This window comes from Candidatus Firestonebacteria bacterium RIFOXYD2_FULL_39_29, from assembly GCA_001778375.1.
In the GTDB taxonomy this organism is placed as follows: Bacteria; Oederibacteriota; D2-FULL-39-29; order D2-FULL-39-29; family D2-FULL-39-29; genus D2-FULL-39-29.
Map to the genome: position 1 here is coordinate 1 of MFGV01000062.1, position 16,885 is coordinate 16,885.

Annotated in this window: 18 protein-coding genes and 1 pseudogene; all 19 read right to left on the reverse strand. The window is 40.5% G+C overall.

Going from position 1 to position 16,885, the window contains the following annotated elements:
* Positions 1-65: 65 nt before the first annotated feature.
* The 19 genes and pseudogenes from A2536_08690 to A2536_08780 all read right to left on the reverse strand — a co-directional run bounded on the left by A2536_08690 (position 66) and on the right by A2536_08780 (position 16,885).
* On the reverse strand, positions 66-974 hold the full coding sequence (locus tag A2536_08690; protein OGF45455.1) for a hypothetical protein: 909 nt from the start codon (positions 972-974) through the stop codon (positions 66-68).
* 166 nt (positions 975-1,140) lie between these two features.
* Entirely contained in the window at positions 1,141-1,515 is a 375-nt protein-coding gene (locus A2536_08695) for a hypothetical protein (protein ID OGF45456.1), read from the reverse strand.
* Positions 1,516-1,530: 15 nt separating this feature from the next.
* Positions 1,531-1,731 carry a hypothetical protein gene (locus A2536_08700; protein OGF45457.1) on the reverse strand — a complete coding sequence of 67 codons (201 nt, stop codon included), beginning with the start codon at positions 1,729-1,731 and terminating at the stop codon, positions 1,531-1,533.
* A 127-nt stretch (positions 1,732-1,858) separates the two neighbouring features.
* On the reverse strand, positions 1,859-4,579 hold the full coding sequence (locus A2536_08705; GenBank protein OGF45458.1) for a calcium-translocating P-type ATPase, SERCA-type: 2,721 nt from the start codon (positions 4,577-4,579) through the stop codon (positions 1,859-1,861).
* 65 nt (positions 4,580-4,644) lie between these two features.
* Positions 4,645-5,712, reverse strand: coding sequence for a hypothetical protein (locus A2536_08710; protein OGF45459.1), 1,068 nt, complete (start codon positions 5,710-5,712; stop codon positions 4,645-4,647).
* Between the two features lie 180 nt (positions 5,713-5,892).
* The gene (locus tag A2536_08715; GenBank protein ID OGF45460.1) at positions 5,893-6,258 is read right to left on the reverse strand and encodes a hypothetical protein; all 366 of its coding nucleotides are present in this window, start codon (positions 6,256-6,258) and stop codon (positions 5,893-5,895) included.
* 244 nt (positions 6,259-6,502) lie between these two features.
* Positions 6,503-6,940, reverse strand: coding sequence for a hypothetical protein (locus A2536_08720; protein ID OGF45461.1), 438 nt, complete (start codon positions 6,938-6,940; stop codon positions 6,503-6,505).
* Between the two features lie 149 nt (positions 6,941-7,089).
* On the reverse strand, positions 7,090-8,478 hold the full coding sequence (locus A2536_08725) for an ATPase (protein ID OGF45462.1): 1,389 nt from the start codon (positions 8,476-8,478) through the stop codon (positions 7,090-7,092).
* Positions 8,479-8,756: 278 nt separating this feature from the next.
* Complete coding sequence (locus A2536_08730) at positions 8,757-8,915, reverse strand: rubredoxin (GenBank protein OGF45463.1); 159 nt, start codon at positions 8,913-8,915, stop codon at positions 8,757-8,759.
* 59 nt (positions 8,916-8,974) lie between these two features.
* Complete coding sequence (locus A2536_08735; protein ID OGF45464.1) at positions 8,975-10,480, reverse strand: catalase; 1,506 nt, start codon at positions 10,478-10,480, stop codon at positions 8,975-8,977.
* A 38-nt stretch (positions 10,481-10,518) separates the two neighbouring features.
* On the reverse strand, positions 10,519-11,343 hold the full coding sequence (locus A2536_08740; GenBank protein ID OGF45465.1) for a chloroperoxidase: 825 nt from the start codon (positions 11,341-11,343) through the stop codon (positions 10,519-10,521).
* Positions 11,344-11,762: 419 nt separating this feature from the next.
* On the reverse strand, positions 11,763-12,032 hold the full coding sequence (locus tag A2536_08745) for a hypothetical protein (protein ID OGF45466.1): 270 nt from the start codon (positions 12,030-12,032) through the stop codon (positions 11,763-11,765).
* A 195-nt stretch (positions 12,033-12,227) separates the two neighbouring features.
* On the reverse strand, positions 12,228-12,908 hold the full coding sequence (locus A2536_08750; protein OGF45467.1) for a hypothetical protein: 681 nt from the start codon (positions 12,906-12,908) through the stop codon (positions 12,228-12,230).
* A 13-nt stretch (positions 12,909-12,921) separates the two neighbouring features.
* On the reverse strand, positions 12,922-13,482 hold the full coding sequence (locus A2536_08755) for a hypothetical protein (GenBank protein OGF45468.1): 561 nt from the start codon (positions 13,480-13,482) through the stop codon (positions 12,922-12,924).
* The gene (locus A2536_08760; GenBank protein ID OGF45469.1) at positions 13,479-14,300 is read right to left on the reverse strand and encodes a hypothetical protein; all 822 of its coding nucleotides are present in this window, start codon (positions 14,298-14,300) and stop codon (positions 13,479-13,481) included. The genes A2536_08755 and A2536_08760 overlap by 4 nt, the downstream gene beginning before the upstream one ends.
* A gap of 150 nt (positions 14,301-14,450) precedes the next feature.
* The gene (locus A2536_08765) at positions 14,451-15,089 is read right to left on the reverse strand and encodes a hypothetical protein (GenBank protein ID OGF45470.1); all 639 of its coding nucleotides are present in this window, start codon (positions 15,087-15,089) and stop codon (positions 14,451-14,453) included.
* Between the two features lie 34 nt (positions 15,090-15,123).
* Positions 15,124-15,588, reverse strand: coding sequence for a hypothetical protein (locus A2536_08770; GenBank protein OGF45471.1), 465 nt, complete (start codon positions 15,586-15,588; stop codon positions 15,124-15,126).
* 15 nt (positions 15,589-15,603) lie between these two features.
* Positions 15,604-16,422 carry a hypothetical protein gene (locus A2536_08775; protein ID OGF45472.1) on the reverse strand — a complete coding sequence of 273 codons (819 nt, stop codon included), beginning with the start codon at positions 16,420-16,422 and terminating at the stop codon, positions 15,604-15,606.
* 168 nt (positions 16,423-16,590) lie between these two features.
* Positions 16,591-16,885, reverse strand: a pseudogene (locus A2536_08780) (hypothetical protein).

The window sequence follows — 16,885 nt, forward strand, 5'->3', positions numbered from 1 at the left end:
AAAGAATTTTAGAGGTAAAAGTTCAGATTTTTCAAGAAAGGAGGTTTTGTAACCAAGGATGCTCGCTACTTCTCAAACACAACATTTGACATTAACTCCGCTAACTGATTTTTTTGTTGATTCCTGAATATATCTCCCGCCAGACTTACGAGAACTTCCCATATTTTAGTAAATATACTATCATTCTTATTTTGTTGGCCCAAAACAACTAAACCTGTAATTACCGGTTTAAAATAGCCTGCAAATTTACCATTCTTGGCTGCTATTTCAGCATATAAACTAAAATCGCCTTTGTTCACATCAAATCCCCCATAAGCCTTCAAAAAATCATTAAATAATACAAGGTTGGCGTTTCTTATTTCGGCATTCAGGTCAAACGTCGGATCATCAGCTAAAGCATTAATTTTCATTGTAAAGTTTAAAACTCCCTCATAAACATACGCCTGCGCAATAACGGTAGAAGGCAATTCAATTTTATTACTTGTAATGTTAGTCAGATTAATTGCCAGGATATGAGTTTTCTTTAATGATATATCAACTTTTGGTTTCGAAGTGTAGTCTTTATAATGTATAGCGGCATCTTTAACTTCGAAACTATTCACTTTTAAGGGCATAAAATGTTTCAACAATTTTCTAAAATCACCGCCATCCTTTCCTACGTCACCTAATTCAACTTTGTCTTTTGTAAAAGTCAAGTTGGGTGAATCAAAAACCAGTTCTCCGACAAGAGAACCATGGAGAAGAGCCCCCCACTCAACAGACAGGTCAATATCCCTCGATTTAAAGAATTCCGTTTGCTTTTTTGATATTGGATCAACTTTATTTATATAAATATTGTTGAGAATATAGGCGCCTCTATAAACAGATAATTCAATATCTTTAATATGCCCGTAATAACCTTTCATTTCAGCCAGCGTTTTATTGGCATAATGCAATACAGCATATGGTAAAACAAGCCGTATCACAACCAGCAAAGCAATTGCACTGATAATTATTTTATATTTTTTTTCATTTTATTTAAACTCTTCCGTTTTCTAATAAAAGATATTGTTATTTCTAATTCGACTAACCACTATGTTTTATTAATATTTGTCGTCCGCCAATCATTTAGGCGGATAGATCTTAGAGTTTATCTTTTAATCAGCTTTTAGCTACTGTTATAACCCCGCTGATTATCAACATAGTTCCGACAATTTTTAGCAGAGTAACCGGCTCTTTAAAGATGAATATGGAAAAGAAAAAAATAAACACATACGCCAGGGATTGAAAAGGAAATGCCACACTCAGATCAACCATGCTAAGAGCAATTACCCAGACTACAGAACTCGCTAAAAGCATCAGACATCCAAGGATAAACCACGTATTGATCATCTGGCTCATGGAAGACATTATATGTCCGGCAGAGAAGGTGACAACACCTGACTTATTGGTACCAAGCTTCCAAAATACCTGTCCGAGCGCAATAAAAAGTACAGCAATTAATATTAAAGATATAGATTTTGCAGTTGCAGCCATAATTCCTCCTTAAATTTACTTTGACCCGCGAAGCAAACCGGACAGTCCGGCAATACCCAAAAACACCCCTCCTATCAGAAACCATACAGTTTTCTCTGTAGGCGAACCCGTAAAAAATCTCGACACGTCTGAACCAAATGATTCCGAACCTGCGACACCCCAGATGCTTAATACAATCCCGACAGCCAAAAGCGCAACTGACATCCCTTTATTCATACAAAATCCTCCTTTAATCTTTTCTTATTTTATCAAAATTTAATAATTTTAATAATATGAAGATACTGCCTTTAGTTGACTTTTTTCCTTTAAAACAAGGATTTTGAGCAGAAGAAGGCGTTTTTGACTAGGCAACCACAATGGCTGCTTTGCTATTTCCTTTTCTTTTTCTTACAACTGCTTTCCAGAGCTCAACGGCCCAGAGGGGGAAAGAGGATATTACGAGCACGAGGAGCCAGTCAAACAGCCCGAGAGGCACGGTTTTGAACACCTTTTGCAGGAAGGGCACGTACACTACGACCATCATCATCAAAAATGAAATAAAAGCCGCAAGCAGAAGTTTTTTATTTGTAAAGATGCCCAGTTTAAACAAGGATTCGGTCATGCTCCTGCAATTGAAAGAGTGGAATAATTGAGAGACCGCCAGAACGATAAACGCCGCTGTCCTTGCGCGGGAGATGCTTTCTTTTTCAACGTACAGAACAAAAACATAGGCAAGTAAACTGCAAAAGGCGATAAAGGCTCCCTGCGCCAGTATGTAAAGTGCGCGCTCTTTTGTGATAACTTTTTCATTAGGATCGCGCGGATGCCTCTTCATTATATCCGGGGCTGCCGGATCAACACCGAGCGCAAGCGCAGACAAACCATCCGTCACAAGGTTGACCCAGAGTATATGTATAGGAAGCAGAGGCGCAGCAAAGCCGATCAAAGAAGCGGTGAACATAAGAAGTATCTCGCCCGCATTACACGAGAGAAGATAGTGAATGAACTTCTGTATGTTGTCATATATTCCCCTGCCTTCGGAGACAGCGGCAACTATAGACGCAAAGTTATCATCGGTCACCACCATATCCGACACTTCTTTTGTAACATCCGTACCGGTGATACCCATCGCAACGCCGATATCAGCTTCTTTTAAGGCCGGCGCATCATTAACACCGTCACCGGTCATAGCGACAACTTCTTTGTTCTTCCGCCACGCGCGCACGACCCTTAATTTATGTTCGGGAGAAACACGGGCGTAGACCGAAATATTTTTTACTTTTTTAACAAGTTCTTCGTCATTTATTTTATCCAGCTCTTCCCCGCTTAGAGCAAGAGAACCTTCGGTGAAAACTCCGAGCATACGGGCAATCGCGACCGCCGTGTTTTTATGATCCCCCGTTATCATAACCGTTTTAATTCCCGCTGTTTTACATTCTTCCAGCGCTTTTCTAGCTTCTTCGCGCGGAGGATCTATCATCGCAAAGAGCCCCGCAAATGTAAGTTCTCTTTCAATATTTTTCACTTCAAAATCTTTTAAATTATTATCCAGTTTTCTATAGGCTACCGCCAGAACCCGCATCGCCCCGTCCGCCAGTTCGCCGTTATTCTTTTCTATATAGGCCCTGTCTTGTTCTGTTAGTTTTCTTTTAACTCCCTTTTCTTCCACATCGGTACAATCACGAAGAAGTATATCCGGCGCGCCTTTAACAAAAGCAATCAGCTCATCGCCATGCCTTCTAACGATAGTCATCTTCTTCCGGTCGGAATCAAAAGGAATTTCATCCACAAATACATACTCGTTCTCTAAATTTTCTTTTGTCAGCCCCGCTTTACCGGCCGCAGAAAGAAGAGCCCCTTCCGTCGGATCACCCGTTACTTTATAATTACCGGATTCTAAAACAAGCTGGGAGCCGTTACAAAGAACTCCGCAACGGAGTAAATTAAGAAGCTCGGGATGCTCTGCAGCCTTTATTTGCTGTTTACCGAGAGAAATCTCTCCGACGGGAGTATAGCCGATGCCGGCCACATCAAACAGATTCCATCCCGTAAATATTTTCTGCACAGTCATCTCATTTTTTGTCAAAGTACCTGTTTTATCCGAGCAGATAACCGTAGTACAGCCAAGAGTTTCCACTGACGGCAGTTTTCTTATAAGCGCATGGCGTTTCACCATCCGGCGGACACCTAAAGCAAGAGCGATAGTGACTACCGCGGAAAGGCCTTCGGGAATGGCCGCAACCGCAAGGCTTACAGACGTTAAAAATACATCCACCATCTTCCCGCCCCGGAGCCACCCGAGTAAAAAAACCGCTCCCACCATAAAAAAGCAGACACCCACTATCCACTTTCCAAACTCCTCCAGCTTTTTCTGTAGCGGGGTAGGTTCATGCTGTATCTCCCCGACCATTCCTGCAATTTTGCCGAGCTCTGTCTGCATGCCGGTATAAACAAGAAGTACTTTTGCCTTTCCCGCAGAAACGGAACTGCCCATATAGACCATATTTGCCCGGTCAGCGAGCGGTAAGGATTCTTCTTCCAGGATTTTTGTCGTCTTTGTAACCGGGGCAGCTTCTCCCGTAAGGCTTGCTTCCAGAACGCTGAAATTTGCACTAAGCCAGAGGAGACGGCCGTCAGCGGGAATACTGTCGCCGGCTTCAATTTCTATCACATCTCCCGGAACTAAATTTGTAGAAGATGTAATCATTAGTCTTCCGTCCCTTATAACTTTTGATGAGGGGTTGGATAACTTTTTTAGCGCGGCAAGGGATCTTTCAGCCCGGTACTCCTGGATGAAGCCCAGGATTGCATTTAAGATAACGATGGCGAGAATGGCAAATGCGTCCACCCATTCCTTAAGAAAACCGGAAACGAGCACCGCGCCTATTAATATCCAGACGAGAAGATCTTTAAATTGTCCGAGCAATACCGTTAAAGGGTTTATTCCTTTTTTTCCGGTCAGCTGATTTAAGCCGTATTTTTCCAAACGCTTAACGGCTTCGGAAGCGCCAAGGCCTTTTTGAAGATCGCTTTCTAAAAGTTTTAAGGCTTCTGTATCTGTTATATTGTAAAACTTATTATTCATCTGCCCTTCTTGCATAATATTATTATATCATAAAATAGCGCAGTATTATCCGGGGCAGGAAGAAATCAGGTTTTCTTAAACAGCCCGAAATGAACTTCGGTAAGTATGGATTTCAGCAACACATATACGGGAATGGCAATCAGCATTCCTATTATCCCCATAAAATACCCGCCGAAGTAGATGGTTGTAATCACCGTTATAGGATGTATCTTTACCGATTTTCCGATAATGATCGGGCTTATTAAGACTTCATCAATGATCTGCACTACCGTAAGCACAGAGATAACCTTTATAGCGCAAATAAGATAAGGCTGCGGAGAAAAAACAGAAACGATGAGTCCGACAATTATCGCCGAGATAGGTCCAAGCAAAGGCACAAGATTGGTTATTCCTGCTACAGCGCCCAGAAGGTACGCGTATTCAAACCCAAAAAGCAGCAGTCCGCCTGTTGCAATTATACCCACACTTGCGGCTACCAGCAGCTGCCCTCTTATATATCTGCCAATCTGGACATTGACCGGGGCTAACAGTTTTTTTGCCAGTATGCTATACTGAACAGGAAAGGCCTTTAAAAATCCTGTTGAAATTTTATTCCAGTCTTTCAGTAGAAAAAAAGCGATGAATAATAGGACAAATGCGCTCGTAATTCCGCCAAGCACCCCGCCAAACCAATTCATAAGAGTAGAAAACGTTGTTATCAGATATTCACCCGTCACTTCTGTTATCCCCGTTAGCTTCGGCACAATCCTTTTTTGCAGCACAGTTTTACCAGTTGAAGGAAATAATCCGGTAATATTATCTATGCTGGTATTTACCTTTTCCGTTATCACGGGAAGCTTTTTCTGGATCGCCGAAACTTCATCTCCTATTGCGTCTATAAAAATATTAACGAAAAAGAAAACTATAACTGCAAATAAAACAAATATGGAAATGGTGACAAAAAGCCGGTTAAAATTTTTGCGTTCAAAGTAATTAACAACCGGACTCATTATATAGGCCAGCAAAAAAGCCAGAATGAACGGAGAAACTAATTCCTTAAATATTATTACCAATGCCAGTGCCGCGCTCAAAACAGCATAAGTAATCAACATTATTTTTGTGTTATTCTTACCCTTTTGCGCATTTACAAGCATATTTACATTTCACTCCTTTCATTCCTTTGTTTCATTTTACGGAAGTTAAGAAAATGTATATATATATGGAGATTCGCTTTCTGATTGACTTTTTTCCATAAAACGCGGGTTTCGAGAAGAAAGAAGCAAATATAGCTTATGCAGACATTCCCGAATATTTTCGCAACCGGTTAATGCGGCTTATTTTTTAGCGGCTTGCTTTATATTATACCCGGCATCTCCATACGGCTCTAGTTTCTCTAACCACAGCTCTTCAAGAACCCGTAAATCATCGGAGTAATTGTAGCCCTGCTCGTCTATCGATTTAAGATAATCTATTACCTTAAAAGAGAATTTGTCTGCTCCCTGCAGGTTATAATCTTTCTGCAGTTCTTCATTGGTATAAGAACCCAGCTTCAACTGGAAGGATATTCTGTTAAAAATATTATCAACATTTAAGCTGCTCCCGATAAAAACCTTCCCGTTAACCGAATTGGTCAGGGAGTAAACACCCATGGGCTGCAAAGTATTCTTGTATTTTCTTCGGGCTTCGTTTTTGTCAAGCATATTGATATTATAACAACTATTAAAGTTTTTACCAATGAAAATACTTACACCCGAAATCCGAGGAAGAAAGCATGTTATTTTTTAAATACATAATATTGATATTTCAGCAGGATTTCGGGTCAATTTCACTGATTGCAAAGCTTCAGGATTCCACTGATTAAACAAATAGCACATAACCTTTTCTAAGTTTTGTTTTAACTATTTCAACTTCGTTTTTAGGGCTTATATATTTTGACAGACAGGGCTAATAATAAAATGTTATTGCGGGTTCGCCGAAACCGATCTTTTCTCTTTCCAGTTTTGCACTTTCTGTTCTAAAAGGCATAACGGCGAGGGTCGGAATATTTTTATCCCCGTTATTGAAAGGTTTGAGCAGTTCGGAAACTAATTCTCCCAGAGGGATTTGTTTGATGGATTCTTTTACTTCTTTCTCCGAAGCAGGAGTCGTACTTTCTACTTTATCAATTTCATTCTTAAAAAGCCTTACTTCTCCGAAGCGCATGGTTTTAACAACAACAACTTTATCATCTTCTCTTACTTTGTCGCCGACCACACGGCTCCCGTCTTTTAAAAAATAAGTATCAGCAAAAGAAAATTGTGCAAGTGTTAGAACGAAAACAAGCAATATTTTACCCGCAACAGTAAGTTTCATATATGTAAATACTATACCAAAAGCAGACAATTTTCAATAAAAATAAATAAACGCCTGGTAATGGGAAGGTAGATGGTGTTTACAATAAAAAAGCCCGTATTTCTTCGGGCTTGGATTTGTATGGCTCCCCGGCCTGGACGACTTTCGCGACTGGGTGATGTATAATAACTTTTCCGTTCCTAATTAACTCTTTTATCCCCGCTAAACAGCATTACTTTATCTTTTTTTGCTCTTTTAATCATATCCGGGGTGAACCCGCTTTTTGAAAACAGGCAGTAATATTCTGTTCGTTTTGCCTTATTCCACTCCACATATTCGGCCTTTTTTCTTAAATCTTCATAAATATCCGTTCCAACCGCTTTACTGCTCCACTTAACTTCCCCAAACAGTATTTTTTTCTCTTTTTCATTAAACGTAACTATATCCATTTCTCCTAAGCTTTTCTCCCACCATCGTCCGATCTTATCTATTTCAAATATTTCTTCTTCATTTTCTTTGAGTATTTGAATGCAAATATCTTCATAATTATGAGAAACCAGATGGACAAAATCATTTTTTACCCTGCCCATTACATAGGTTTTATTGCCTTCTTCTAAATGACTCTTACCGGGAAGCACATATCTGAACCAAAACTTGAAAAACTGATCCTGGAGCTTATATAATCCTTTCCTGGATTTTAAAGGTATTTTCTCTGTAACCGGCACTTCTTTCTCCACGAGCCTTAAATCCTCAAGGATAAACAGATACTTGTGCAAAACGCTCTTTTCCAGCCCTGTTTCATTCTGTATTTCACTCAGTTTTGACTTACCCAATGAAATTGCTTTTAGTATGGCAAAGTAATTTCTGGGCTCTCTCAATTCTTCTTTCATAACAAAGTCTATCTCACTGTAAAGAAAAGCATCCGTTTCAAGGATATTGTCTTTAATATTTTCTTCAATACTCTTTTTTGCGTCCATTCGTTTTATATAACTCGGATTCCCGCCTGTTATGGAGTACATCTCAACGCAGTATTCAAACTTGTTCCCGGGGAAAAACTTTCTGAAGGAAGCAAAATTAAACGGTTTAAGATATATCTGGGCAGTTCTTCGTCCAAAAAGCGGTGATTTTTCAGATAATACCTTATCCTCCATCATCGCAATACTTGAACCGCAAAGAATAAGCATAACCGGAGTATCTTTCAGATACTCATCCCATCCTGCCTGAAATATTGAAGCAATGGATTTGTTTGTTTCTGCAAGATATGGAAATTCATCAATCGCTAAAACAAATTTCTTTTTTATGTTTTTCTTTAAATATCGGAATAATTGCTGCCAGCTCTCAAAACCATTTAAGGTAAGCAGCTCATCTTTGAAGTATTCCCCGCAAAGCTGCCCCAGCATTTTTAGATTATCATGCTCATTAAGTTTTTGAGCAAGAAAATATATGTGCGGTTTTTCTTTAGAAAAGTGCTTAATCAGCTCCGTTTTTCCCACCCTCCTTTTACCGTAAATAACTATAAATTCGGAGTCTCCGGATTTATAATACTTATCCAATGCCCCCTGTTCTTTTTCTCTGTCAATGAATTTCATCTTTACCTCCCTAGCACATACTACTCGTAAGTAGACTACTCCATAGTAGACTATTTGTCAAGAAAATAATTCAAAAGGTTATTAAAACAGCATTTGACTAACTATAACATATTCACTAATAACAAATCATTTCGGCTTCTTGATATGGAAATAGACACAACAAGACCCTACACGGCTTTACTCTTAGTATTTATTTTGATTGTTCTGTTTTGTGTCCGATGTCCATTGTTACATCCCACAATAAAACACAACAAAAACGATAATAATATTACCCTTTTTTATATTTTTTCAAACATATCTTTTGGAACCCCACAAACAGGGCAAAGCCAATCATCCGGCAAATCTTCAAATTTAGTTCCCGGCTTGATTCTATGATCCGGATCACCAAAAGCGGAATCATAGATATAGAGACATGCCTGGCACTGATATTTATCCATTTCAAACCTCTTGTTTTTAAGTTACGGTTTAATCTATATGAAAAGACGGGGGGGGGTAATTATAAGGTTGATTTTATTCGTTCTTCCTGAGACATAGCCGCAAGCCGCTTGACATCGTCAGGGCTCAATTTTAGTCCTTCGGCGATTCGTTTTCCATACTCGGCATTTACCTTGTAGAACAAAGCTGTCTGGCGCAACTGGATGCGTTTTTGCGCACCGTTCAAATGGGTAACAATATTGCCGATAAGATGGTCACGATCCATATCTGTCATAACCTTACGGTACAAAGCATCCGCCTGAATAAAATCCACATCGCTTAGTTTGTAGACTTGGCGTTCAGCCATACCGGAAATGTCAATTGCCGGAACCTTATATGAAGGATCGGGTGCTAAACCGCCAAAGGTATTCGGCCAGTAGTTGGGAGTTCCGCCTCCGTTGTCACCGGAACGCATAGATCCATCACGCTGATAACTATTTTCTATAGTGGCTTTTGGCGAATTAACAGGAATCATTTGGAAGTTAGGACCCAGTCTGTGCCTCTGCGTATCATGGTAACTGAATAAACGTCCCTGCAGCAACCGGTCCGGAGACGGTCCTATGCCGGGAACGAAGTTACCCGGAGAAAACGCAGCCTGCTCCACTTCGGCAAAGAAGTTCAGAGGATTACGATTAAGTACCATTCGTCCGATGGGCTGAAGCGGGTAATCAGCATGCGGCCAGACTTTGGTTATATCGAACGGATCAAAACGGTAGTTTTTCGCCTCTTCAGGTGTCATGACCTGAATAGAAACCGACCATGAGGGGTAGTCGCCTTTTTTTATGTTCTCATACAGATCCCGTGTCGCATGATCCGGATCTTCACCCGCAAGACGGACAGCTTCATCGCGGGTGAGATTTTTTATTCCCTGTTCGGTCTTAAAATGCGTCTTTACCCAGCAATATTCGCCTTTTTCATTGTACCACATGAAAGTGTGGCCGCTAAAACCGTGTATGTGACGATAGCTTAAAGGCGTACCGCGGTCGGAAAATAAAATAGTTACCTGATGGATGGATTCCGGGGTCAAAGAAAGAAAATCCCAGAACATATCAGGATCCTTAAGGTTGTTTGCAGGATTACGCTTCTGAGAGTGTATAAAATCAGGAAATTTTATGGCATCCCTGACAAAAAATACAGGGGTATTGTTTCCCACAAAATCATAGTTTCCCTCTTCGGTGTAGAACTTAACGGAGAAACCGCGTGGATCCCGCTCTGAATCAGCAGAGCCTTTTTCACCGCTTACCAGCGAAAAACGTACGAAGACTTCTGTGCGTTTCCCAACATTGGAAAGAAATTTCGCGCGCGTGTACTTCGTGACATCATTTGTGACCTCGAAGTATCCTCCCGCACCTGCACCCTTTGCATGCACTACCCGGTCAGGAATTCGTTCCCGGTCGAAGTGCGCCAACTTCTCGATAAGATGTACGTCTTGAACCAAAGTCGGTCCATTTGCACCGGCAGTCATCGAATTCAAATCGTTCTCAACCGGTTTTCCTGTATTTGTCGTCATTACTTTTTTCTTTTCCATATTTAGCCCTTTTGTTAAGACCTTGCGCCTACAGCTTTTTATGTTTTAATAAAAGACAGAAGATCCGCGTTAAGCTTCTCTTTGTGTGTATCGGTCAGGCCATGGGGGGCTCCTTTATATACTTTCAGTATCGAGTTCTTAACGAGTTTTGAAGAGGCCAAAGCCGCAGCGCCAATCGGTACGATCTGGTCGTCATCACCGTGAATGATAAGCGTCGGTATATCAAACTTTTTTAGATCCCCGGTAAAATCTGTCTCAGAAAATGCTTTGATACAGTCAAGGGTGTTTTTGTGGCCGGCCTGCATACCTTGAAGCCAGAACCAGTCGATCATTCCTTGTGAGATCTTCGCGCCCGGCCGGTTGAAACCAAAGAACGGGCCGCCGGCAAGATCCTTATAGAATTTAGAGCGATCGGCAATTGAGCCGGCTCGGATACCATCAAATATTTCAATCGGCAAGCCGCCGGGATTAGCAGTGGTCTTTAGCATAAGCGGGGGAACAGCAGAAACCAGTACAACTTTCGCCAGACGCTTCGTACCATGGCGGCCGATGTAACGCGCAACTTCGCCGCCACCGGCAGAAAAACCAATTAGTACGGTATTTTTTAGTTCCAATTTATCCAACAAGGCTGCAAGATCATCGGCGTAAGTGTCCATTTCGTTTCCATTCCACGGCTGGCTGGACCGGCCATGACCACGACGGTCATGAGCAATACAGCGATAACCGTTTGATGCCAGGAACACCATCTGAGCCTCCCAGCTGTCCGCACTAAGGGGCCAACCATGGCTGAACACAACAGGTTGTCCTATGCCCCAGTCCTTATAATATATCCGCGCACCATCTTTTGTTGTGATTGTACTCATCGCTTTTTCCTTTTAATAAGAATTTTTTACTTAATTTTTTCAGTTACACTCAAACGAATCCTACATCAATATATATTTAATCAGAAGGCTGAGCAAGGTGTAACATCCTTTTTTAATTGACTTTTTATCGTTTGATTTCAATCTTACGGTAGGAATAGTTTATTGTTAGGTCAATTGCTTTTGAAGCATTAATCCCCGCATTTTTATTAATCCATATTCTTATTACTCAATTATACTAAAATTTTTCAAAAACACTATCATTAAATTAATCTCAATAGTTGCAATAAAAAAGCCCGTCAAAAAACATTTGACAGGCTTGGATTTGAATGGTTATACCATATCCCCGAGTGGCAACGAGTGGTTTATGGTCCCCGCACTGTACGACTTTTGCAGCCGGTTAATGAATAAATAAGTTTGTATTACTTCCCTTTAAAGAAAATATCAGAGAATGTCAGCGTAAAAAATGCGGCGCTTTCACCGATTGAAAGATTTCTTATATTTCTTGAAGGTCTTACCCTGTTAGTTACATTAACATCTAATGTGAATTTTGTAATGAAATCGCATGGAATAGTTACGCCGATAGTTTTACCTTCTCCTGCCCCCTGATTACCTGATATCTTAATATAAGACCATTCAGCTCCGAACCTTACCGAAAATGCATTAAACAGCCATTGCTCGACCGCCGGCATTATCTTCACTACACAATTGTCAAGGTCACTATAAAAATAGTTCGTTTGTTTTACTACTAGGAATTATTTCTGCATCGGGGAGTCTTTTTTGTATCTCTTTCGCAATAAACAAAGAATTACCTGTTCCGCTAAAATAGTATATTTCCGTTTTCATATTAACGACTCCCTTCATTCATGTTTGGGCTTTGTTTATTGTTATATTTGCAAATTCGATACTTTTCCATATTGAAACGGTTTGCCATGTCCCGGGTAAACGGTCTTTATAGTCAAGCTCTTTAGTTTATTTAGACTTTCTTTTGCTGCCGTTAAATCATCAATAAAGAATTGAATATCCGGTTTTATCATATTCATGTACAGATCCCCGCAGAACAGATTGCCGTCAACCGTTAACACACCTATTGAGCCTTTTGTATGTCCCGGGATATAAAGGATCTGCGCATCTAAGTCGTAAATGGAAAGATCAAATGTTTCATCAATGGTTAAATCCGGCTTAAACGGGATTAAGTTCATTGATTTTACAAAAAATCGCGATAATAATATTATAAATTTACCAAAAACTGTGACTCTGTCTGGTTTATCTTTATTGCCCCATGACTGGTTTCCGTATTCGACTTTACCTATATCTCCTATGTGCATTGCAATTTTTGTTTTGAACTTTTCACGAATATAAGCCGCATTGCCGCTGTGGTCAAAATCTCCATGAGTCAGAATTACAAGTTGAAGATTGCCGGGCTTACAACCGGCTTTTGCCAGCTCTCTTTCAAGTTCTATATTGTTATTCAATACCCCTGTGTCAATCAATACAAAAGTAGAATCGCTTTTTACCAGGAAACAATTTACACCGCCTACATTTATTGTCTTAATGTTTTTTTCCATAATACCTTCTACTTTAAAGTTTTAGCAGAGAAATAACCCATTCGTTAATCTTATCCCAATCCCTAAAATCTCCGGGCTTTATTCCCAGGAATAAATTTCCCATCATATTGGCAAACCAGCCTGATGAAGGCGCATTTCCGGCGAAAACCGCCGTGCTTACCGGGTTAAGTCCACCCGCGATCTTTTCGGGATATTTTTCGGCATTCTTTCTCTTTTCCTCGTATTTCGACGTAATCGTAATACAGACTATGAAAAGAGCGACCTTTTTTTTCTCTAATTTTTCTTTATTGGCTTTTACAAATCCAAGGACCTTTTCATGCGGCGCATCGCCTCTTATCGCAGAGCCTATTATCACCAGGTCATACTTTTTAAGGTCCATTTTCTTAACATCTGCGGCCATTGCATCCACGCTAAGCTTATTCTTTTCGAGCGTACTTTTCATTTTCTCCGCGACTTCTTTTGTTGAACCCGAGAATGAGCCGTAAACTATCAATACATTTTTCATTTTTCCCTCATTTGCAGATATTTGTCCTGATAATAAAAATACAAGAAAAAGGACCGGTATAATTTTCATTTTTCCCTGCTCAACCTGAATAGCCTGAGTGTAAACATTATTATCCACACAATTAATAGTATGCCCCCGGGCGCGGAAACCGCCATCGCGGCAGTTTTAGCTGCAGGAACAAAGGTCACAAGAATAACATATAGAAGCATGAGCGAACTTCCTGCGAATCCAAAAATAGCGTTTGTTTTGCTAAAAAGTTTTCCGGTGAACATAACAAGCGACATTATCATTTCTGAGAACAATATTAAAGAGAACCCCCAGAATACCCCGAGACTTCCGTGCGCCCCTCTTGCGAGCATAGATTCACCTGCCCCCAGCAATACTGTTTGCTGACCGGCATCTGCCGCGGCATATTTAAGACTGAGTTCATACATCGGCAAGGCCGTGTTGCAGGTAACAAATGCGGACACACCAATAATAAAAATAGTCATCGCCAAACCGGAAAAAGCGCCATTTGCCTTGCGGTGAGCCCAAAAAAGCGCGAAGAAAGCAGGCACCATTATCAGTGTCGTTATAAGGTTAAGAAGGTCGAGATTATAGAGCCCAAGCAGCCAATTATCCTTAAACTGGGCAAACCTGCCGGCAGCGGTAGAGGGTAACCCGGTAAGGTCTCCGCCCAAACTCATGCCAATAAACACATCCAGCAGACTTCCAACCAAAACAACCAACGCAGCTATTCCACCAATGATATATATTTTATTACAACATTTGCTATCAATCTCACCCATATTTTTTTCTTTTGGCTCTAACATATTACCGCCTTTCTTTTTGACGATAATTATTATATCATACAATATTAGAATAGAAAATAAAAAACCGCAAATCACATTATGTGCCCTGCGTTTCTATAACTTCTATCTCCCCGATTTATACTCCCATCAAAATGTTCCTACTATAAAAGATGACTTTAAAGTCAAAATAATGAGGATTTACAAGGGGTAGAAACTTATAAAAAGCGAATTCCTAATCTAAAGTTATTATTTACCAGTTGTTCTTCTTAAGAATAACAATGTTCCTGCAGTTATTCCTGAAATAAACAAACCTATGTCCTCATAAACCCCGAAAGCAAAAGCGGCAGAAGACCCTATCAGTGTCCAAAGCAAAGGTATTATAAGGACAGGTTTTGGGAATTTTTCCGAAGAAAATAATAATATACCGAATGTGAATATGGTTGTCGGGCAAGGCAATCCAAATGTAGGAGAGTTCGGATAGACATGTCCGAGAAAATAGCCAATAGCAGGGTAGATCAGCATTGCATATACTAATAAAATTGAGCCGGCAAATCCATAAATGTTTTTTTCATATTTAAAAGATAGATTACCTTTAATAACTCCAATAATAAATAAGACCAAACCTTGCAAAATAAATATTATCCCGAATCCAAAAGCAGCCTTATTAATAACGGTAAAAAATATTAAATGATATGCAATACCTATCCAGAACCAAAGGAATGCAAGAATTGCGCTGATAATCCTGTCGGAATACTTTATCTTTTTAATAACCAGGACGACAGCTATCACCCCAAGCAGAAAAAAAAGGACTTGCAGGGGCCATACTGCGGTATTGTACTTTTCAAACACTTCAAAAAACTGCTCTACAGTAAAAGGCATTTTCATATTATCTATTCTTTCTGAATGTGATTTTGTTAGGCTATATTTTGAATCTCCCTATAGTGAACAATATACCTGTTCTTCTTTTATATTCTGCATATTGCGCACCAAACTGCTTTTCAAGGAATTCTTCTTCTTTGCTAACTGTCAACAGGAACATAAGCAGTGCTAATGGGGAAACCAGAAGAACTGCCCAGGAATTAAGCGCAACGGCCAGCCCTGGAACTGTAAACAGAATATAAGAAGAGTATATCGGATGCCGTGAGAATGCGTATGTTCCGTCAGTCAGGAGCTTCCCCTCCTTGAAAGCTTTTAGCATTCTTTTTACCGATAAAACGTTGATCGCCAGTCCGGCGACCATAATGAGTAAGCCGGGGAAAAGCAAAATATTCCTTCCGGCAAAGATGCACATGATATCCGGTTTTACGACCTTTAGCACAATAGCTGCCAGCAAACAAGGCATGGCAACCGCAAGAATACGTCTTCCAACGCCAAATATTCCCATTTTCCCTCCTATAGCTTAATTCTTTAACGTGTCTGTCTTTTGTTTCTTCAGGCTCATGTTCTTTATCATGTTATCTAAAAACTTTTGAACAAGTTTTTTCAAAGGATTCCACTTAACCGGGTAATAATAATCCGAGTCAAACCACCCCTGCTCACGGAAGTATTTTTTATCGGCATTTTCTTCTGTGTTATATTTATGCCCGGTACGCGAAGCGGAAAAGACCATAAGTTTGAAGAAAGACGGCGAGGGGTTCAAATTCTTTTTCAATGCAGAAAGAAAGCGCTCAGCAAGTTTAAATAGCTCCTTATCTGCTTTTGCCTTCTCATCTTGATTCAATGGAGTATTTGGTTCATAAGCCCCACTGGAAGTTGTCAGCGTCACCCCTTTTACCGGTATAATGCCCCAGAATTCCGCAGTTTGCGCGAGGTACTCATTGATTTTCTTTCCGCCGTAAACACCCTGGGTTACTATAGAAGCGGAAATCTTATGAAAAAACCGCGGCCGGTGAAACAGGTAAGCGGATCGATCGAGGTAATTCTTCATTAGATGGGTCACTTGAAGGGAATAATTTGGAGTTGAAAATATTACGCCGTCTGCTCTTTCCATCTTTAATATTATTTCCTGAAAACCATCCTTATGTGGACATTTATCTTCCCCTTTTGAAAGACAAAGAGCACACCCGCGACACAGCCCCAGATTGGCATCTTTCAAGAACAAATATTCAAACTCAACTTTGACGGGAGTTTTCGAACGGAGTATTTCTTCAAATCTCTGCACAGCTCTGGCTGTCTGGCTATTCCCTCGGATGTTGCCCATTATTGCGAGTATCTTCATAAATACCTTTCTTGTTACTTTATAAAAGTATTTTAATCTAAAATAAGTCCGAAGTAAATATAAAACTGCAAATCAAACAAAAATGGGACAACCATCTTTTAGATAACAGCCCCCTGATGGGTTCTGGCTCCCCGGCCTGGATACGCCTAGGCGCATTTCGCTTTCAGCTCAACTCACCAGGAACCCTTCTCCGCTAATGGCGCCGCGTCCGCCAATCTTTTTGGAGGAGACCAACCTAACAAGGTTGGGATTAACAGACGTCCGCCACGCTTTTTGGCGGGAAATGCTCCACTCTCCGACTTCTGTCGGATTTGTTTCGCCTAATGAAAAAACCGCCGTGGTTTTCACCGGCGGTTTTGGAATTTTGACTCCCCGGCCTGGACTCGAACCAGGAACCCTTCTCCGCCAAACTACCTGGCGGACCAACCAAAGGTTGGGATTAACAGTCCTGCGCCCGCCAACG